Origin of the sequence: Streptomyces sp. NPDC056628 (assembly GCF_042792555.1) — a bacterium.
In the GTDB taxonomy this organism is placed as follows: domain Bacteria; phylum Actinomycetota; class Actinomycetes; order Streptomycetales; family Streptomycetaceae; genus Streptomyces.
In genome coordinates, this window is the sequence record NZ_JBHTWG010000012.1 from 20,980 (window position 1) to 41,289 (window position 20,310).

Here is a 20,310-nt window from a genome sequence, read left to right on the forward strand (position 1 = left end):
AACGCGGGCGCGAGGGCTCAGCCCGCCGTCAGCAGCCGCAGCCTGGTCCCCCGGCGGGCGCGTTCCCGGTCGGACAGGGAGCCGACGAACGGGTGCAGGACGCTGTCGACGGCCTTCGGGACACGGCGACGGGTCGGCGCCGGTGTCCGTCGTGGGCTGCGACCTGACCGACCCCGAGTCGGTGACGAAGGGCGTGCCCACCACGCCCCTGCCCTGGCCGACCGGATCGTCCGCCGCACTGTCGCGGCCCGGGTGGCGGCGGACGCCTTCGCGAAGGCGCCGCTGGCGGAGGGACTGCGACGACGGCACGGGCGGGGCACTACGTAGTGGTTCACGACGAGTGGCTGCGGCGGCCGTAGTGAAGTCAGGCCAGCCATCTGACGTCACCGAGTAGTCTTGCTCGGGTCAAACCGGCTAGTCGGAGGCGGTTCTGGCACCACACAGCAAGCCCGGCAGCACATGGATTCCCTCCCCGTTGGCCAGCCCGATAGCCGCGGCCACACCGGTCGTCCCGGAGCGGCGGGCGGTGAATCATTCAGCTCTCGGGTGGGGTGTTCGTCGGGGAGGGGGACAAGGTGAGAGAGCGAGCAGAAACATCGAGCGGATCCCGTCCGACGGCGGTTGATGTGCCACTGGACGATGACCGGCTCCGGCTGCAGTACATCCCTTGGGGGGACCCGGCCGAAGCGACGGCCTCACACGCCCTCGAGGGAGCACAGCACTTCTTCTACGACAGCCCGGAGTGCTCCGGACGTATCCCTGTGCCTCAGGCACGACAGCATCCCGTGCCTGTGACAGGTGACGGCGGCTCCCTCAATGAGCAGCTCCCCGGTGGCGTCTACATATTCGAGTCGCGAGCTGACCGTATAGTCGTGGGCTTCGCGTTGAGCAACGGGGCGGCCAGCATCGCCCCCCAGCGCAAGCGCCTCCGCGACATAGACGACGACCACCTGCTCCACCGGGCCCTCCAGCAGTACCAGGAGTGGTGCGACGCTGCGCCCGAGAAAGCCGCGCCTGCATTCAACCCCGGCGACTTCGTCCGTCTCGCGGGCACGCGGGAGACGTTCACCGTGGTCAAGGCGACACCGATACGGGACGGAAGCGTCCATTACAGGTTGCGGGACGTAAGAGGCGGCCGCCGTATGGCGTTCGAGGAGGATCTCGAGGAGCTTCCGCCCGGCGCGGAAGACCCCGAGGACTGGATCATCCGCCCACCCGCGTCAGCCGACCGGACAGCGCTTGTACTCACCCTCGCCAAGTTGAGTACGCCACTCACGGACGTCGTGTACTCGTACCAGTCGAGCCGCACGGTTTTCCGTCCCTATCAGTTTCGGCCTGTGCTCAAGCTGATGAGCTCCGACCGCCAGCGATTGCTGATCGCCGACGAGGTCGGCCTCGGTAAGACCATTGAAGCCGGTTTGATCTGGAACGAATTGGAGCAGCGTACTCACCTCCAGCGCTCTCCGGGACAGCGCGGCGGCACCCACTTCCGAGGACTCGTCGTGTGTCCGGCCGCATTGGTCACCAAGTGGCAGAACGAAATGCGTGACCGCTTTGACCGGCAACTACGCATCCTCGACAAGGAGGGGATGGCGGAGTTGGTGGAGCTGTTTCGCAGCGGGGACACCAGCGAGCCGTTCGCAGGCGTGGTTTCGCTGGAGCGGCTCCGGCGTGCGGGACAGCTCGATGAGCTCGCCGAACTCCAGCCTCGATTCGACCTCGTGATTGTGGACGAAGCCCACTACCTGCGCAATGCCAGCAGTCGGAGCCACGCCGCAGCAGCCCTGCTCGCCGACTGGGCGGACGCCTTGATCTTCCTCTCCGCCACACCGCTCAACCTCGGCAACCAGGACCTCTACAACCTTGTTCACCTCCTGGACGAGGCATCCTTCCCGGAGCCCAGAGTCTTCGAAAACCAGCTCGAGCCCAACCGTCACCTGAATGCGGTGGCCGTCGGTATCGCTGAAGGCCGGGCGGACACCAGGGACGGTGCTCGAGCCCTGCACTCCCAGCTCATGCGGGTCAAGACTTCCACGTATGGCCGCATCACTGCCCGACGCCCGGAGTTCCACCGCCTCCGGGAACTTTTGAGCACCGGTGAGCCACTTCCTCCCCAGCAACGCGCTGAGGCGCGACGGTGCATCGCCGAACTCAACGCCCTCGCGAGCATCATCAATCGGACGCGTAAGGCCGACACTCCGGACCGCAAGGCCACGCGAGAGGCCGAAGACGTCGCGGTTCACTGGACTCCCCAGGAGCGTGCGTTCTACGACGACCTGCACGCGTGGTGCCTTGAGCGGGCTGCTCGCAGCGGTATGGCCGCCGCCTTCGCGGCACAGATGTGGCTGCGGCAGGCGGCCAGCTGTATCCCGGCCATGCAGCAGCGACTGAGGGAGCGCTTCTCGCCCCAGCCGGTCGAGGAGGAAGCTGCGGAAGAACTCCTCTACGACTCGGAGGTCGTCGACGACTCCAAGGACGCCCCAGCCAGCAGCGGTACGCCAACTGCTTCTTCAGCCGGCAGGCTCGCCCGTGAACTGGCGGAGCAGGCCGACGACCTCTCGAGGCTGCGCCCCTTGCTGCGGGACCTCCCTGTGGACACCAAGTTCGAGCGGTTCAAGGACATGCTGCTCGGCGCCCGGACCAAGGGCATGCGGCAGGCAATGGTCTTCTCCTTCTTCACCCGCACCCTGGAATACCTCGCGGAGAGACTGACACCCGAGTTCAAGGTTCGGGTCATGCACGGCAAGACACCACCGGCCGAGCGAGAACGCATCATGAAGGACTTCCGCGCCGGCGCCTTCGACCTTCTACTGGTGAGTGAGGTAGGTAGCGAGGGCTTGGACTTCGAGTTCTGCAACGTCCTGGTCAACTACGACCTGCCCTGGAACCCCATGCGGGTTGAGCAGCGCATCGGTCGGCTCGACCGGTTCGGGCAGCAGCACGAAAAGATCTTCATCTTCAACATGCAGGTCCCGGGCACCATCGAGACCGACATCTTCCAACGTCTCTACGCACGCATCGGAGTCTTCCAGGATTCCATCGGAGAACTGGAACCGATCCTGCGCGGACGCCTCAAGGAGTTGCACCGCATCGTCCTGGACCCTCACCTCTCCCTCGAGCAGCGACGCCGCCAGGTCGACCGGATTGCGGTGGCGCAGGTGGATCGCGAGAAGGACCTGGAGCGCCTGAACGAGGCCCAGGCTCTTCTCACCGGTCTGGACGGCCTGCTCATCGAGGGGTTCGACGAAACCAGTCCGGGCAGGGGGCGTTATCTGGGCCCCCTGGAGATTCGCGGACTGGTCGAATGCTTCCTCACCGACAGTGGCTTCGGACTACTACGTGACGTCCGCGACGATGACGACCTGGTGGACGTGACGGGTAGCACCGACCTGCTCAAGGCGATGTACGAGGCAATGGACGCGGGTGCTTTCTCCCACCCTCGCGACGACCTGCTGGCCAGGTTGAGAAGCGGCTCGCCGACACAATTCAGTCTGACTGCGAGCGCCTCGTCATCGAGCGGGACACCATTGCTCAGTGTCCGCCATCCATTGGTGCGCACAGCCCAGTGGTGGTACGAGCAGCACCCGGAGTCACTCCTACGCTACGGGCGGACACGGCTGCCCGGCCTCCCGCCCGGCTCCTGCTATCTGGTGGAGGTCCGACTGGCTCGTACGGACGGCACCCGCTCACGGCGCGAACTGTGGACCACCGCGATCGATGTCGAGACGTTGAAGGAGGTGCCCGAGATCGGCACGGCGCTGCTCACCGCTCTCGCTCGTGGCGAGCTTGTCAGCGCCGACGAACCTTTGCCGGCCGGCATCGATACGTTGCTCACCGAAGCCCTGGAAGAGGTGCAGAATCTCGCCGCCGTGCAAGAGCGCACAACCAAGCGGCTCTACGAGGCCGAGAACACGCGACTGGCCGAAGGCCGGCACGCCACGGTAAGCGATACCTTCCAGTTGAAGATTTCGCGATCTCGTCGTCTCGCCCACGAGGTGAGCCACCCGTCCATCCGGCGCCTGTACGAAAGCCGGACGACACACCTGGAGACCAGACGGGACGCCCTCCTGGCACAAATGGAGCGGGAAGCACGCTTCAGTCTCTCCACGGAGACTGTCGCCCTCGTTCTGGTCGAGGGCGAGTGACGAACCCCGCGAATGGAGATCGGTCCATGATCGGTGGTGGCCCGGGTTAGCTGCGGACCACCACCGAAGGCCGTCACTGCCATGGATGGGAGTACACGTCGGTGAATGATGTCCGCTGGTGAACCAGGGGGCCCTTTCGAAGCGGCGTCAGGCGGATGGCCTCCTGCTCTCCCGCCCGGAGCACGGGCCACCTCTCCACTCTGAACATCATGGGCCGGGCGGTCGAGTCATGCACGACCATCTCCCCGTTGAGTCGCAGAACGAGCGAGAAGGCCGTCCTCGGGTGGAGCACGACAGGCAGGTACGGCAGCGCGTTGCCTTCCACTGAGAAGTCCATCGCTTCACCGTCCACCGCCAATGCCCGGATCCGCGCGTCGGTGACCCGGTGAACATCCGGTGCCCCCCGCCAGCGGTGGGCCAGCTCCTCGCCGCGCACCACCCGATGCGGCTCGTAGAGGGGCTGGAAGGCCGGGTAGAGCAGTTCGCTGTGCCGGCCCCCGCTCGCGTCATCCCACTCCAGCACCAGGTCGAAGCCGGGCCGAGGCAGATTGAGGCGGTGGTAATTGTGTACCACGAGGCCGGTCACAACCGACTGCTCCGGCGATTCCAACGACCTGTCGAAGTCCACTCGGGCATGCGAGAAGTTCTCTTCGAAGAGTCGACGTACGAGCGGCACCTGTGACATGCCGCCGGCGAGCAGGACATGGTGCACGTCAGTCGCGAGTTCCTTCAGCGGCATACGCTTCAGACGCTCGATGTCGGGCGTGGTGCGCCGGCGCAGCCGTGCCTCGCACAGGGCGGCCCTGACGTATTCCAGGGCTTCCAGCATCTGTGGCCGGAAGGCCTCCTCCAGGCGCCCTCGCGTGTAGGTGAGCAAGGGCAGATTGCTGTATCCGCCACCTACCGGGACCGCCTGTTCGTCGTACCGGGTGTCTGTGAGCAGCACTTTGAGCCGGCGGGCAGCCGCCAGAATCAAAGCCCTGAGGGTGACAGGATCCGGCATGCGGTCTACCAAGATGCCCTGCCTCTGCAAGTCCCGTTCCAGGTCACGGGCGATCCGAAGGTCCAGATCGTCACCGGCCCTGGCTACACCGCGCGCCGAGAGCACGGTGAGTTCGGGGGCGCCGTCTTGGAGCGACTCGGTGACCTCGACCACGGCGATGTCCAGGGTGCCCCCGCCGAAATCGAAGACCAGGGTAATTCCGTCGGGTCGTTCCTCGCCGAGTTCCCAGTACAACCCCTCCGACCAGGCCAGTCCGGCTGCCACAGGCTCGTCGACGATGTCCCCGACCGCAACGGGCACACCCGCGGCCCTCGCCAGGGTGGCGAGCCGCCTGCGCTGCGGTCCGTCCCAGATCGCGGGGCAGGCTAGGCGGAAGTGTGCGTCCTCGGTGTCTGCTCCCGCGGCACTGGCACGCAGCAGCACGTGCTGCAACAGCTGTTTGATCAATTCGTCGGCGGACTGCCTGATCGCGCCGGCTTTTTCCCGGCCCGGCAGCTCATCGGGTGTCAGTCCGAGCGTGATGCACTGCTTCACCGATCGCAGTGCCGACGCCCCGACCGCCGCCTCGGCGTCTTCGCCGAACAGAAGGTCACCGGCGTCGGAGACGCCGATCACGCTCGGCATCCAGGATGTGCCACGACCGACCGGCACTATTTCCGGCACACCACCGGGAAGCCGCTGGCTCACCAGGGTGGTTGCGGTACCGAAATCAATACCGATCAAGGGTCTGTCGTGCTTCAACGATGTCCTCCATGGAACCTGGCTGCCGTGCTCCTCAGCCCCAGCAGCGGAAAGACTGTTTCGATTACTGCTCGATCCCCCGCACGAGTGCCTGTTCCAGCACGATGGGTTCGGGCTCCAGCGGGCCCTGCCACACGAAGCCGGGACGCTCCACCACCACACGTGGCGCCGGGCCGCCCGGGGCCCGGTGCCTCACCGGGTCGTAGCCCGTCTCTTCTCCGAGCGCTTCCATGTCCAGCACGCCCGCTTCCGCCGCGCGGGCCAAGGCCCTGCGATACAGAGCGTTTGCCGGCCCCATCTCGTCGTCTTCGTGAATCGCCTGGTCCGCTACTTCGGTGAGCACCGCGGCGAGCACGCGCAACGTGTCGATCCTCGCCTGTCGCAGCTGTGCCTGCGATGCTCCGCGGGCTGTCTGCCGGGACTGCCGCAGCTCATCGTCCCGCCGCCGGAGCTGACGCGTCATCGCTTCCACACGCTGCTCCGCTTCTTCCAGACTCTGCCGAGCAGCTTCCGCCGATGCCTCAGCGTCGCGCGCACGCGCCTCTGCCTCGGCGCGGTGCTTCTCCTCGTCCGCGATGCGGAGCCGCAACCGCTTCGCCGTCGCTTTCGCCTCTGCCAGCGCTTCCAGGGCATCCCGATGCTGCCGCTCGAACTCGGCCTGGGCCGCGTCGGCTTTAGCCTGTTCCTCCTGCAACAGGCGCTTGAGAGTCTCGGCCTCGGCCTGCGAGCTCTGCTCGGGCTCCTGAGGTGTTTCCGGTGTCCCGTCCGGAGCGTCCTCTGTCACCTCCTGAAAGGGCTCATCGGTCGCGATCCCGGTGTTCGCGGGCTCAGTGCCGTCAGTTTCGCCCGCCTCCGCGTCGGTGTCGCCTTCCTCCTCGACTCCCGTCGACTCCGACTCCTCCACAGGCACCGTGAGTGTCTCCAGTGTGGCCTCGGTCTGCCGGCCTCCCGTCCTCCTCTGGTCGCGACCTGTACCGTCTGTCCCCGCCGCGTCCGCGGCTTCGGCCGCCGCAGCGGCCTGGGCCGTTCTTGCTGCCTCCCGAAGCTCAGCAGGAATGTTCGGGTGGTCGGCTACGTGCTGAGCCCACTCGCGCACAAGACCATTCCACCGCTCCTGGATCCGGGAATCCGCCAGCAGCCCGCAGGCCCGGGACGCCATCTCCTCCGCGAACTCCAGCCAGGGAAGGTCGTCCTCCTTGGGGCGTCTCCTCAGGACCGTCGTCAGGAGGTCCCTGGTCCTGGCCGAGAGAGGGGCCAGCCGCTCCTCCTGAGCCCGCGTTACCCCGGAGCCAGAACTCGTGGACAGCGCCTGCTCGAAGTACTCCATCCCGGCACGCAAGGCCTCCCACGCCTGTTCGCCTCCCAACGCCTTGGCCGCCCTGTCCGCCGCAGGGCTCGCAGCGGGCATCGCCACCAGGGGGACGAGCAGTGGAAGGAGATCGAGGGACGACGGGATCTCCGCAGCCTTCTTCGCGGCCGGGCTGGGTTCGGTACCGGGGAGAACGACCCGCTTCCTGGCGCGCGACACATCGAGGATGTGCTCGACAGCAAGCACGCGGACCTCTTCGGGCACACGCTCGGGGTGGGGCTCCCTCCAGCGTCGCGGCCACTCGGTCACGGGGATGCCGAGTGCGTGTACCGCCAGAAGTTCGTACGGCGACAACTCGTCGAGCCCAGCGGACACGGCGGCCAACAACGGTTGCTTGGTGCCCTTCGGCTTAGGAGACTTGTCCACCAGCTCGCGGAGAGCATCAGAAGCGGACCTTTGCTGGGGGAGGCTACTGGCCTCTTTCCTGCCTCCGTCCCACCGCATGCCCTTGGTCGTTTTGCGCACCTCGGGACGGGCGCTGAGCGATTCACCCAACTGGCGCCAGTTGAGTGACTTGTTCACGAGGAGCCCCACGTCCTCCACGTTCTTTCGCAACGCGGTGATGTTGACCATCTCGCCCAGTTCGCGGAGCAGCTCGACCAACACCTTCACGGGATCGCTTTCGAACTCGCGCTGAAGCTCGGCGAGGTCGGTGGCGGCCTTGTACCGAATCGTTCCCGGAGTAAGTATCTTCACCGACTCCGGTACGGGTACGGGCAAATGCTCACTTTCCCCTCCCTGCCACTCGACGACGACTTCCGTCTCGCCCAGTGCGCGAACGGTACCTACGCGACGTACGGCACTGCCGTCGCATTGCTCAACCAAAGATCCGATTTCCACAGCGCGAGACTTTATCGGCTGGTGCGGCGGCTTCTGCGGTCCGGAGCCCGATACCCCCCGCCCCCTACGTACTCTCCTGCTGACGGGGACGCCACCGTCACCCCGACTAGGGCAAGTTCCGCGACGAGCGTCCCGACATCTGCTCGCCAGACCCTTACCTGGGCATGGGTCGGGCCGAGTTCGTCGTGGTGGTACTTGCAGGCCGCGCTGAGCCGGTTCCAGAGGGCGTGGGCACGGCGGGCACGGGCGGGGCCGGCGTAGTGGTGCAGGCAGAGCAGTTTCGCGCGCATGCTGCGGAGTCCGCCGAGTCCGGCCTCCTCGGCCGTGAGGGCCGCGTCGACGGCTGCTTCCAGGGCGATGCGCAGGGCGTAGGCCGCGCCGCGGTCGCGGCCCGCAGGGGTCAGCGGGCCGTGGGTGCCCTGGCTTTCGATGAGGAGGTCGTCGGCGGTCGCGAGGAGTACGGCCGCGGCGGTGGGGGTGGCGGGCATCAGGCGTTCACCTCCGGCTTGCGGATCCTGTTGGCGAGGTCCTCGACCTTCCTGACGAAGGCGACCGGATCCTGCGGGAGGAATCCGTCGGGGTGGGCGCCCTGCTGGCACTGGTACATCAGGACCGTGCTCTCACGGCCGTACAAGGAGCGGAGAGTGTCCTTGACCTCCTCGTCGGGGTGGACGAGGCCGTCGTCGAAGAGGGCGAAGGACGCGAGCGGGAGGAGCCGTTCGGTCGTGTCGATGGCGGACTGGAGGTCTTCGGCGCGGAGGCCGGTGCGGTTGCGGCGGAGCCAGGCCGCTTCGACGATCGCCGTCGCCAGGGCCTCGCGGCACAGGGACGGCAGGACGTGGCGCAGGGCCGTCTCGGAGCAGTTCTCGGTGTGGGCGAGGGCCATGGCGTTGTCGACGGCCTCCTTGACCGGGTCGGTGTCCGAGGTGACGTGCACCTTGGACTGCTCGCCCCGCTCCACCTTGAGCACCGTCACCGGCAGACCCTGGCTGCGGAAGGCGTGCGGGAGGCGGGTGTCGTGGGTGAAGACGACGACCTGCCGGTCGCGGCCGAGTTCGTCGAGCACCTGGGCCAGGCCGTCGACCTTCGCCGGGTCCATGGACTGCACGGGGTCGTCGATGACGACGAAGCCGAAGGGACTGTCGGCCGTGGCGGCGCGGGGCAGGAACAGGGAGAGGGCGAGCGAGTGCAGTTCGCCCTGGCTCATGACGCCCAGGGCGGAGGCCTCGGTGTCGTCGACGGTGACGTCCATGACCAGCTTGCGGACGACAGCCTTCTCGCTGCCGTGCAGGCCGACGCGGGTCAGGTCGACGCTGCTCTGCTGGCGGAGCTTTTCCCAGATCCGCTGCGTGTGGCCCGCGAAAGCGTCGACGCGGAGGTCGCGGACCTCGGTCGTGAGCTTCTTGATCCAGGTGAGGGCGGCGTTGACCGCCGTCCGGCGGGGCCCGGCCGCCTCGGCCTCCCGGGAGAGGTGCGTCCACTCGGCGAGCAGGCCGACGACGGCGTGCCAGCGCTCGTCCATGGCTGCCAGTTCCTCGCGTGCCGCCCCGGCCACGATCGCGCACGCGTCCGTCAGCGTCACCGCCGCCTTCAGCGCGCGCTCGCCGAGTTCGACGGGGTCGGTGATCCGTCGGCAGTCGCCCCAGGCCTTCCACGGTGCGGCGAGTGCGGCCGGAATCTCCCGGGGCGGGACGACCAGGTCGTGCAGGGCGCGTGTCGCGCTCCGCAGCCGGGCCTCGGCCGCGCGTACGGCCTCGGCCTCGCGCAGGAGGGCGGCGATCTGTGCCTCGGCGCGCGCGGCCCACTCCCGGTCCAGGACCTGTTCCGTCCCGCAGACCGGGCAGGCCGGGTCGTCGGCGTGGCGGTCGCTGTGGCGGAGCGCCGCCTGGAGCAGTTCGGCCCTGCTGTGGGCGTCGGCGGCCGCGGTGCCCTTCAGGTCGTCGGCGTCGGCGACGGCGCTCCGCAGCGCGTCGACCGCGGCACCGACCCGGTCCAGGTCGGGGCTCTCGGTCTCGGCGGCGGCCTCCAGCCGGGCCTCCCGCAGCCGGCCTTCGTCGGCCGTGGACGCGCCGGAGATCAAGGCGTCGAGCACGGCGTGGTCGGGCCCGCCCTTCTCCTCCATCGCCACCAGGGCCTTGAGCGCCCGGTCGTCGTGTCCGACCTCCTCCAGGGCCGCGTGCAGGAGCGGCTTCCTGTCCTTCGGGGCGTTGACGACGGCGTCGAGTTCCTTCTTCGCGGCCGTCAGCCGGCGCGCGGCGGCGTTCAGGGCGTCGAGGCCGAGGATCGCGGCGATGTTGTCGTACATCTCGGCCGGCTTGCCGTTGATCAGGTTGTCCAGGTCGGCGTAGGACAGGAAGGGGCGGTGGGCGCGGGTGGCCTGTTCCCAGCCGGCCTGTTCCAGCGACACGGTGCCGTGGCCCGGCCGCCTGAGCACGGCCTCGGAGTCGGTGAAGGCGTCGCCGGTCCAGGTGCGGGTGAGGGTGCTCGGCGACGGGTCGCCCTCGACGGTCAGCTTGGCCTCGACGACGGTCCGTTCGCCCTGGTGCAGGTTGCGCCAGCGGACGGCGTGGCTCGGGTGCCGGCCGGTGCAGTGGGCGTTGGTGCCGGTGAACAGGGTCTCGATCGCCTCGGCGATGCTCGACTTGCCGGAGCCGTTGCGTCCGACGACGAGGGTGACGCCGGGCTTGGGCTTCAGCTTGACCAGTGCCTTCGAGCCGACGCCGCGGAAGCCGGTGACCGCGATGTTGCCCAGGTAGACGGGGCCCGCGGAGGGCCGGGGGTCGCCTTCGGCGTCCTCGGAGTCGCCGAGTGCCTCGCGGACGAGGGCCTTCGCCGGGGCGGACAGCTTGCGGTCACCGGCCAGGCGGGCCTCGACGAGTTCGGGCAGGGGCAGTGCGCCGTCGGGGGTGCGGTCCGTCGCGTCGTCCATGGTGTCTCCCGTGATGTCCGTACGGAGAGGGAAAGGGGCGAACACCGACAGGCACCGGGCGGCCGAAGCGTTGGGGTGCCTGTCGACGGACGGAACCGTAGGCCCTAGGGGGAGTGGAACGTCCTCCTCCCTCTGATAACGGCGGTTATCACGGCAGTTGACGGTGCGAGAGTGATCATTCGAGGCGGGCTCAGTGCCGTTTCGCCCGCCTCGGTGATCAGTTGACTTGTCCCCCGGTCCCACCGTTCCGCCTGTCCGACTCGTCGTCCGGCGCGGCCTGTTCACGCACACCGGAGTCGTAGTCGTAGCACTTCCCCTCCCGTGGAGCGGCGCGTACGTGCTCGTACTCCGCCCAGACGGTCTTGCCCGGACCGTCGGGGCGCAGGTGCCAGTCCCAGCGGGTCGCGAGCTGCGTCACGAGAAGCAGTCCGCGGCCCCTTTCCTCGACGCCGGCGGCGCTCTGCGGGAGGGCAGGGTGGCGGGGGTGACGTTCGGTGCGGGTGTCGGTGACCTCGATGCGCACGGTGCGGCCGTCGGGGGTCGCGTGGAGGCGGAGGTGGAAGTCCCGGCCGGGGACGTGGCCGTGGCTCACGGCGTTCGCGGTGAGCTCGGCGACAATCAGCACGATCGCGTCGTGCGGGTCGGTGCCGTACGGGATGCCCCACGCGTCCAAGCGGACGGCCGCGAGGCGGCGGGCGAGACGGGCCCCGCGCGGTGTGGAGGTGAAGCGCATCTCGAAGGCGGGGCCCGGTGGCGAGGACGCCTTCAAGGGAGCGCAGGAGGTGGCGGGTTGGGTGGTGTCAGTGGGATTGATGGGTTTCGTCGTCACGCCCCTCACGGTCCCGCCGGTCGCGTAGCGTGACCAGTGGTGACGCAGCGACAGGGGGTGGTTGTACCCGTGTTGTACGCGCGTGTCGGAGCTGCGCGCCGTGACGGCGTCCCTTGCGGGGGCGTTGAGCGAGAGAAGGCGGTGGTGGACATGGCGGAGCGCACGGGTGCGGAGGCCGGGGCCGAGGCGGTTCCCGGGGAGCGTGAGCACGGCGAGGGCGAGGGCGACGGCGGCGGTGCGGGTGCGGCGCCGGTCGTGAGTCTCGGGGACGGGTGGGAGAACGACGGCGGGGCCGGGCGGCGACCGGAGGACGAGGCCGGGCGGGGCGTCGTGGTCGCGTTCGGGCAGACCCTGAAGACGCTGCGGGTGCGGGAGGGGCTGGAGCGCGAGGAGTTCGGGCGACGGCTCGGGTACTCGGCGTCCACCATCGCGTCGTTCGAGCAGGGGCGGAGGATTCCGACGCCCCGGACGATCGAGCGGGCGGATGAGGTGCTGGGGGCGGGCGGGTTGCTGTGCCTGTGGAAGGAGCAGGTGGAGCGGGCTCAGTATCCGGGGTTCTTTCAGGGGATGGCGGTGTTGGAGAAGGAGTGCCTTGAGCTGCTTATGTACGACACCCATGTCGTCAACGGGCTGCTTCAGACCGAGGAGTACATGAGGGCGCTGCTCGCGATGCGGCGTCCGCCCCTGCACTCGGAAACGGTCGAGCAGCGGGTGACGGCCCGGCTGGCCCGGCAGGGCATCTTCGAGCGCAGGTCGGCCTCACTGTTGAGCTTCGTAGTGAACGAGGCGGTGTTGCGGCATCGATACGGCGGCACGGACGTGCTGCGGGGACAGTTGGAGCACATTCTCCTCGCCAGCCAGAAGCAGAACGTCGAGATCCAGGTCATGCCGACGGAGTGTGAAGAGAACGCAGGCGTGAACGGACCGTTCACGGTTGTCACCAGGAAGGACGGCAAGAAGTTCGTCTACACAGAGACACACACGACCAGTTCTCTTGAAACCGACCCGGAACAGACGGCTCTCGCGGCTGCACGCTATGGGATTATCCGATCACAGGCTCTCAGTCCGCGAGAGTCGACGAAGTTCATCGAAGGGTTGCTGGGAGCGCTATGAACAACGCTGAGTCCTCGACCATCGCCTCGGACCTCGCCTGGTTCAAGAGCAGCTACAGCGGAACCGAGGGCGGTCAGTGTGTAGAGGTCGCGGCCGGTTCGGCTGCTGTGCACGTCCGGGACTCGAAGAGTGAGGCCGGCCCCGTACTCACCGTCTCGCGTGAGGCATGGGCAGGCCTCGTCGAGTTGACCTCCTCGGAACGGCGCGTCTGACGTTGGGGCTCTGCTGACACATCCGGGCTTAAGAGCGCCCGGATGCGTCAGCGGGGGGATTCCCTACTTGGATGCAGCGTCGTCCCCACCGGGCTGTTCGACGTAGTCCGTGGCTGAAGGCTCGTGCTCTTGCACGACCTCGATGTCCTCGACCCGCAAGGTGGGCTTCGTCATGTCCAGCTCGGCGAGGTGGTTCTTCAGCTTCTTCGCCATGGGAAGGAAGGTCGCGAACGTGAGCCCACCGGAAACAACGGCTCCGACGACGGGGACCGCCTTGGAGACGGCCCTTGCGAAGGTCTGCTTCGTCATCTCCTTACCGAGGTGACCCGCGACCTTCTTCACGAGGGGATAAATAAAGCCCTTCGTGAGTGCCTTCTGGGGAAGCTTTTTGGCGACCTGCTTCGACATCGCCTCCGCGACCTTCCCGACAGCAGTGTTCGCTGAATGGGCGCCGAACATCACGCCGACGAAGAGTGTGAGCACTCCCTCGGTCGCGTCATCCATGTCGTCGCCGTCTCCGGAGAACAGGTCGGGCCAGCTGTAGAGGTAGGCGAGCTTCTGCGCGATGCGCAGCATGTGCCCCAGGTACTGCGCCAAGTCGGCAGGGACCGTGACGGGAAGGAAGACCAGGCCAGGCAGTCCAGCAGCCGCGGAAGCCGCGCTGACCTTGGCGGTCTCGTACTTGATGGAGTCGTTGGCAGCCTTTTCCAGAATGTCGAGGGGGATACCCGCCGCTGCCGGTGTCTCTTCGATCGCTTCTTTGATCTGCTCTTCGGAGCAATGGCGAGACAGCGCCTTCCGAAGGTACGCCTGTCTGTCGATACGCACACCCGGAAGTTTCGCCGCAGCGACCAGTACTGAGGAGAAGTAGGACCCCGGGTCTTCGATCTCTTTACCCGCCATGAATAAACCTGACCTTTCGGGAGGAACTACCTCCCCGTGTGTCTTCAGAGTTCTGGTGAGTCGGTGAGCATCCCTCGCTCAAGCGCGAGGGGTTGTGGGTGGAGAGCTCAGCCGCCGGCCTCTCCGTTGGTGGACCATTCGTTGGCGAAGTGCTCCATCTGACGGAGGACCAGGTCGATGGCCTCCTTCTGCTGGTCCGGCGGGTAGTTGTTGCGGGCCAGGAGGCGCTTGATGGTGCTGCGCAGGCGGGCGCGGACGGACTCGCGGGCGATCCAGTCGGGCTTGAGCTGGCGGCGGACCTCGGCCACCAGTTCGCGGGCGATGCCCGCCAGGACCTCGTCGCCCATCAGGGAGCGGGCCGTGCCGTGGTCGGCTACGGCGTCGTAGAAGGCGAGTTCGCGCCAGTTCAGGGGCGGGTCGAACCTCTCACCCCGGTTGGCGTCGGCCATGACGTCCTTGGCCATCTCGACCAGCTTGGCGATGAGTTCGGCGCTGGTGTACTGCTGGCGCATGTAGCGCACCATCAGGTCCTGGAGGCGTTCGGAGAACGTGGTCTGCCGGACGATGTTGTGCCGGGTGACCTCGCGCATCTTCCGTTCGACGAGCCGCCGCAGCGCCTCGGCCGCCAGGTGCGGGGTGTCGCTCTGCTGGAGCTGGGCGACGAGCGCGTCGGTGAGGTGGGTGAGGTCGGCGGTCTCCAGCCCAGCCTCGGCGAAGAGGTCCGTCACTCCGCCCGTCTCCACGACGGACGACGTGAGCTGGGAGAGGTACATCTCGACATCGCGGGCCACGGGGAGGCCGCGCGCCTCGCGCTCCATGGCGTCCAGTTTGGCCATGTAGGCGCGGACCTCGACGAAGAACTGGATGTGCCGCTTCCAGGCCGGCGTGTCCGCGAACCGCTCCCCCACCTCCTTCGAGCTGCCCGCCAGCGCCCAGAAGCGCTCCAGCCGGTAGGCGTGGTCGCGGAAACGGCGGCCCAGGGTCTGGCGCGGGTCGTCGAGCAGGTCGGGGTTGTTGCCCTTGGTGCGGGGGTCGCGCAGGTGGTTGGCGGTCTTCAGGGCGGCGTCGACGAAGGCACGGGGGCCAGAACGGTCGAGCATGGGTTGCCACTCGAAGCCGCGCAGGATGCCGGTGAGGATGTCGTACTCGTTGCGCAGCTCGTCCAGCGCGCGTTCGACGTCCTGGCCGAGGGTGCGGTCACGCTGGTCGGCCTCGGTGTACTCGGCGATGGCCCGCTGGAGGTTCTCCGTCAGCGGGGCGTAGCCGACGAGGAGGCCGTCCTCCTTGCCGCGGAAACGGCGGTTGACGCGGGCTAGGGCCTGCATCAGGTTGGCGCCCTTGAGCGGCCGGTCCAGGTACATGGTGTGGATCGGCGGGGCGTCGAAGCCGGTCAGCAGCATGTTGTTGACGATGAGCAGTTCCAGCTCGTCGTCGGGGTCCTTGGCCCGGTTGATGACGGCCTTGCGGCGGCTGTCGATCAGCGCGTGGGCGAGCAGCTCGTCCGAGTCTTTGCGGGAGTTCGAGGAGAAGACGATCTTCATCGCTCCCTTCTCGAACTCGTCGCTGTGCCACTCGGGGCGCAGCTCGCGCAGGGCGTCGTAGACGCGGACGCAGATCTCGCGGGTCGTGCACACCACCATCGCCTTACCAGGCGCCCCGCCCGACTCGGAGGCGCCGACGAACGGCTTCATCCGTTCCCGGCGCGCCTCCCAGTGCTCCACCAGGTCGGCCGCGAGGTCCCGTATCCGGGCCGGCGCGCCGTACATGGCGTTCATCGTCGCCACGGCCTGTTCGACGCGGCGGCGCTCGGTGTCGTCGAGGCCGTCGGTGATGCGGTCGGCCTCCTCGTCGATGGTGGTCGGATCGACGTCGCGGTCCAGGACGAGCTGGATCACGCGGCTCTCGTGGTAGACCTTCACGGTCGCGCCGTCGTCGGCGGCCCGCTTGAGGTCGTAGACGTCGATGTAGTCGCCGAACACCTCGCGGGTGTTGCGGTCGGCCTCCGAGATCGGCGTTCCGGTGAAGGCGAGCAACGTGGCGTGCGGGAGCGCGTCGCGCAGGTGGCGGGCGAGGCCGTTGAGGTCGTCGTAGTGGCTGCGGTGCGCCTCGTCGACGATCACGACGATGTTCCGGCGGTCGGAGAGCATCGGGTGGTCGGTGCCCGACTCCCGCTCTTCCTTGGTCTTGCCGAACTTCTGGAGCGTGGTGAAGAGGATCCCTCCCGTCCTCCTCGCCGCGAGCTCCTCCCGGAGTTCGGCGCGGGTGACGACCTGCTTCGGCGTCTCCGGGAGGATCTCGCTCTCCTGGAACGTCGAGTAGAGCTGGTCATCGAGATCCGTGCGGTCGGTGACGACCACGACGGTGGGGTTCAGCAGGGCCGGGTCCCGCATCACCATGGTCGTGGTGAGGACCATCTCCTCCGACTTGCCGGAACCCTGGGTGTGCCAGACGACGCCGGCCTTGCCGTCGCTGGCCGATGCGGTGCGGACGGCGTCGGCAGCACGGGTCACCGCGTGGTACTGGTGCGGCTTCGCGATCCGCTTCATCCGCTTCGACGGGACGAAGTTGATGAAGGACTGGATCAGTTCGAGGAAGCGGGACTGGGTGAACAGGCCGTGGAGTGCGAGGTTCTGCCCCGACTCCGAGAAGCCGTCGGCGGTCAGCGGGTCGACGCGGGCGCCGAACTCGTCCGTGTTCCACGGGGCGAAGTGCTCGTACGGGGTGAACGGTGTGCCGTACTTCGCGGTGATGCCGTCGGAGAGCAGGACGACCGCGTTGTAGCGGAAGGCGGTCGGGAACTCCTGGACGTATCGCGCCACCTGGGCGTGGGCCGTCTGGAGCGTCGCGTCCTCGTCGCCTGCGCGCTTCAACTCGATGGCGGCGAGGGGCAGGCCGTTGACGTACAGGATGACGTCGAAGCGGCGGTTCCTGTCACCGTCGATGACCGTTACCTGGTTGAGGGCGCGGTAGGTGTTCGCGTCCGGGTCGGCCAGGTCGAGGAGGCGAATGGTGGGGTTGTGCTCGGCGCCGTGGGAGTCGGTGTAGGTGACGGAGCGTATTCCGGTGGTGAGGTGGCGGTGGGCGGCCCGGTTCTCCTCGTATGTGTCCTGGGAGCCGGGGGTGGCGGCGGTCGTCACGGCATCGTGGACGGCGTCCGGGGGCAGCTCCGGGTTCAGGCGCTCGATCGCCTCCCGGAGGTCCGGGTAGAGGATCAGGTCGTCCCAGGACTTGCGGTGCCCGGAGCCGGGCGCGAATTCGTTTCCGGAGGCAGGCGACCAGGCCAACTCGGCCAGCTCATCGAGGGCGAGCAGCTCCCAATCGGCTTCGGTGGGGCGGCGGTAGGTTCTGTCGTCGGGCTCGCTTCCGTCGTGGCTCGTCGTCATGTGGCGTCCTCGACAATCTTCTCGGCGTCCTTAACGCGGAGGCGGCCGGACATGAGTTGGGGGAGGAGGGCGTCGCGGAGGGTGGCGAGGGCGCGGTTCTCCAGTAGGACCTGGGCGGAGAGCTTCACCAGCGGTGCTGTTCCAGCCGACCATTCACGCAGGTCGTCGGAGAAGGGCACGCGGCACTCAAGTTCAGTAATGACCCGCTTGTTGATGTGCTGCTGCGCCCCGCCCGAGGCATGCTTGGTGAGATCGGCGACACGGAATCTAATGTCATAGAACAGCCAGTCGTTGAGCGCTTGGTCGTCGGACCAGACCCCGGCGACGTTCTGACTGCCACCGGCGGTGATCTCAAGACGGGAGATCTGCCCCATCGTGGCCCCGGTGATGCCGATCAAAGTGGCCCCGGGTGGCATGAGCTTCACGGAGCTATTGGCCAGTCCCTCCTCCGTGATCATTTCACTGGGCTGGATGACCCGGAAGTCGTTTGCCTTCCCGGAGTTGATCCAATGAACCGTCCCGCCTGTCCAGTACTCAGGTTTCGCGCGGCTGGGTGTTCCGCCGACCACCACCTGAGCCAACCGGCCGAGCCGTTCGAACTTCCCGGCCGACGTGATCGCGGTCCAGCGGTGACGGGCACTCGCCAAGGCATCGGAGGTGGTGGCGACGCGTTCGTTGACGGCGATCTTCTCATCCAGCGCCCCGAGCACGGCGGCAATGGCCTCCTGCTCAGAACGCGGGGGCACCAAAATAGGGAACTGCTCGATTTGCCGCTTGGTCAGTGCCTTCCTCGTAGCCCCGGAGCTGTGGGAGATCATGAACCTCTTGAACGCCGGGTTCACCAGGTACTTCTGCAAGAAGACCGGGTCGAGCAGATTCGAGGTCCGGATGATCGCCACATGCTGGTTAACGCGGGCCGACTCAAGGACCGGGTCGACCAGAGCGCACCTGGCAATCGAGTCACCGGTAATGTTCAGCAGTACGTCCCCGCGACGCACGGTAACCCCGCTAAGCGCTCGCGCGGCCTCATCGCCGATATACGCGATGTCATCACTCAGCATCCGGTGGTCGACGACGTTCTGAGAGCGGATGAAAGGCGTCCCTCTTTCGACGTACACCTCCTTCCCCCCTCGGGGGGTGGCACCGGAACCGATCTTCGTGACCAATTCTCCGAGCGTCCGCAGTTCCCAACCCGAATGCAGGGGGATTGGCGAATCAAGCACTGACCCTCCCCAACTGCTCACGCACCGACTTCTCCAGTTCCGCTGATCTGTCGAACAGCTCATACAGTTCCACGCTCAGTACGCCGATCCGCTCGGCGACGGCCTCCGGGGCCTCCTCCTCGACTTCCACAGCCCCCACGTACGGGCCGGGTGTCAGCACATAGCCGTACTCGCGGACCTTCCCGAGGTCGGCCGAGTGACAGAAACCCGGCACATCCTCGTACTCCAGCCCTGCCTCCCGCGCCGATCCTGTGCCGCGCCATGCATGGTAGGTGTCGGCGATCCTCGCGAGGTCAGCCCCGGAAAGTATGCGTTCTGTGCGGTCCAACATTCGCCCCATGGAGCGGGCATCGATGAAGAGGATTTCGGCGCGCCGATCGTGGAGCTGCCGGGCGCCCTGCGGCGACTTGTCCCTCGACAAGAACCAGAGGCACGCGGGAATCGGAGTCGTGCGAAAGAGCTGTGGAGGCAGCGCAACCATGCAGGCCACGAGGTCCGCCTCAATCAGGGCCTGCCTGATCTCGCCCTCGCCACCGGACTGGGAGTTCATGGACCCGTTGGCCAGCACAATGCCGGCCGTCCCCTTCTCCCCCAGCTTGGAGATCATGTGCTGGAGCCAGGCATAGTTCGCGTTGTTCTTGGGCGGAACTCCGTACTTCCACCTAGGATCCGTCTCGTCCCTCGCCCAGTCCTTGATGTTGAACGGCGGGTTGGCCATCACGAAGTCGGCCTTGAGGTCCGCGTGCTTGTCGTCGGCGAAGGTGTCACCCCAGCGGGCGGCGAGGTTGCCGTCGATGCCGTGGATGGCCAGGTTCATCTTGGCGAGCCGCCAGGTGCGCTCGTTCAGCTCCTGGCCGTAGACGGCGATGTCGGACTTGTGGCCGCGCCCTTGGTGCGCCTCGATGAACTTCGCGGCCTGGACGAACATGCCGCCCGAGCCGCACGCCGGGTCGTACACCCGCCCCTCGTACGGCTCCAGGATCTCCACGATCAGCTGGACCACGGACCGAGGCGTGTAGAACTCGCCGCCCCGCTTACCCTCCGCCCGCGCGAAGTTACCCAGGAAGTACTCGTACACCTCACCCAGCAGATCCTGCGCCGGCTTGTCCCCGCTGCCGCCGAACCGCGCGTCGCTGATCAGGTCGACGAGTTCACCCAGGCGCTTCTGGTCGACGCGGTCCTGGTTGAAGATCTTGGGGAGGACGCCGGTGAGGGAGGCGTTCTCCCGCATGATCGCGTCCATCGCCTCGTCCAGGAGTTTGCCGACGCCCTGGGCCTTGGCGTGCGTGGCGATCCAGGACCAGCGAGCGGTCTCCGGCACCCAGAAGACATGCGCGCCGGTGTACTCGTCGCGGTCCTCCAGGAAGTCGTCGAGGCGGTCCTCGGCGATGCCCTCCTCCATGAGCTCCTTGGCGAGCTCGGTGCGGCGCTCGTCGAAGGCGTCCGAGACGTACTTCAGGAAGATCAGGCCGAGGACGAACTCCTTGTACTGGGCGGCGTCGATGGAGCCGCGGAGCTTGTCGGCCGCCTTCCAGAGGATGTCCTGGATCTCCTTGGCGGTGGAGGCGCTGAACAGCTCCGCCTGGTCGGCGGGCTTCTTCGTGCGTGGAGGCATGTGGT

Annotated in this window: 12 protein-coding genes; 3 read left to right on the forward strand and 9 right to left on the reverse strand. The window is 67.3% G+C overall.

All coding sequences use genetic code 11. The annotated features are described in order from the left end of the window. The first annotated feature begins 872 nt into the window (after window positions 1-872). Complete coding sequence (locus ACFRAC_RS17225; RefSeq protein ID WP_382924713.1) at window positions 873-4,145, forward strand: helicase-related protein; 3,273 nt, start codon at window positions 873-875, stop codon at window positions 4,143-4,145. Window positions 4,146-4,218: 73 nt separating this feature from the next. Here the strand turns inward: ACFRAC_RS17225 and ACFRAC_RS17230 are convergent, their stop codons facing one another. The 5 genes from ACFRAC_RS17230 to ACFRAC_RS17250 form a co-directional block, all read right to left on the reverse strand. Next, window positions 4,219-5,889, reverse strand: coding sequence for an Hsp70 family protein (locus tag ACFRAC_RS17230; protein ID WP_382924714.1), 1,671 nt, complete (start codon window positions 5,887-5,889; stop codon window positions 4,219-4,221). Between the two features lie 64 nt (window positions 5,890-5,953). Further along, window positions 5,954-7,954, reverse strand: coding sequence for a hypothetical protein (locus ACFRAC_RS17235; protein ID WP_382924715.1), 2,001 nt, complete (start codon window positions 7,952-7,954; stop codon window positions 5,954-5,956). 155 nt (window positions 7,955-8,109) lie between these two features. Continuing rightward, window positions 8,110-8,586 carry a hypothetical protein gene (locus tag ACFRAC_RS17240; protein ID WP_382924716.1) on the reverse strand — a complete coding sequence of 159 codons (477 nt, stop codon included), beginning with the start codon at window positions 8,584-8,586 and terminating at the stop codon, window positions 8,110-8,112. Next, a complete protein-coding gene (locus ACFRAC_RS17245) occupies window positions 8,586-11,027 on the reverse strand; it encodes an AAA family ATPase (RefSeq protein ID WP_382924717.1) in 2,442 nt (813 codons plus the stop codon). Before ACFRAC_RS17245 ends, ACFRAC_RS17240 begins: the two co-directional genes overlap by 1 nt. A 217-nt stretch (window positions 11,028-11,244) precedes the next feature. Continuing rightward, window positions 11,245-11,760 (reverse strand): ATP-binding protein, encoded by a 516-nt coding sequence (locus ACFRAC_RS17250; RefSeq protein ID WP_382924826.1) that lies wholly within the window; start codon window positions 11,758-11,760, stop codon window positions 11,245-11,247. A gap of 246 nt (window positions 11,761-12,006) precedes the next feature. Here ACFRAC_RS17250 and ACFRAC_RS17255 point away from each other — a divergent pair, with 246 nt between their 5' ends. Beyond that, on the forward strand, window positions 12,007-12,969 hold the full coding sequence (locus ACFRAC_RS17255) for a helix-turn-helix domain-containing protein (RefSeq protein ID WP_382924718.1): 963 nt from the start codon (window positions 12,007-12,009) through the stop codon (window positions 12,967-12,969). Then, the gene (locus tag ACFRAC_RS17260) at window positions 12,966-13,181 is read left to right on the forward strand and encodes a DUF397 domain-containing protein (RefSeq protein ID WP_382924719.1); all 216 of its coding nucleotides are present in this window, start codon (window positions 12,966-12,968) and stop codon (window positions 13,179-13,181) included. The genes ACFRAC_RS17255 and ACFRAC_RS17260 overlap by 4 nt, the downstream gene beginning before the upstream one ends. A 63-nt stretch (window positions 13,182-13,244) precedes the next feature. Here the strand turns inward: ACFRAC_RS17260 and ACFRAC_RS17265 are convergent, their stop codons facing one another. The 4 genes from ACFRAC_RS17265 to ACFRAC_RS17280 all read right to left on the reverse strand — a co-directional run bounded on the left by ACFRAC_RS17265 (window position 13,245) and on the right by ACFRAC_RS17280 (window position 20,305). Beyond that, window positions 13,245-14,084: a hypothetical protein gene (locus ACFRAC_RS17265; RefSeq protein ID WP_382924720.1), complete on the reverse strand. Its 840-nt coding sequence runs from the start codon at window positions 14,082-14,084 to the stop codon at window positions 13,245-13,247. Window positions 14,085-14,191: 107 nt separating this feature from the next. Further along, window positions 14,192-17,467 (reverse strand): type I restriction endonuclease subunit R, encoded by a 3,276-nt coding sequence (locus ACFRAC_RS17270; RefSeq protein WP_382924721.1) that lies wholly within the window; start codon window positions 17,465-17,467, stop codon window positions 14,192-14,194. Continuing rightward, complete coding sequence (locus ACFRAC_RS17275) at window positions 17,464-18,753, reverse strand: restriction endonuclease subunit S (RefSeq protein ID WP_382924722.1); 1,290 nt, start codon at window positions 18,751-18,753, stop codon at window positions 17,464-17,466. Before ACFRAC_RS17275 ends, ACFRAC_RS17270 begins: the two co-directional genes overlap by 4 nt. Continuing rightward, the gene (locus ACFRAC_RS17280; protein ID WP_382924723.1) at window positions 18,683-20,305 is read right to left on the reverse strand and encodes a type I restriction-modification system subunit M; all 1,623 of its coding nucleotides are present in this window, start codon (window positions 20,303-20,305) and stop codon (window positions 18,683-18,685) included. The genes ACFRAC_RS17275 and ACFRAC_RS17280 overlap by 71 nt, the downstream gene beginning before the upstream one ends. Window positions 20,306-20,310: the final 5 nt, after the last annotated feature.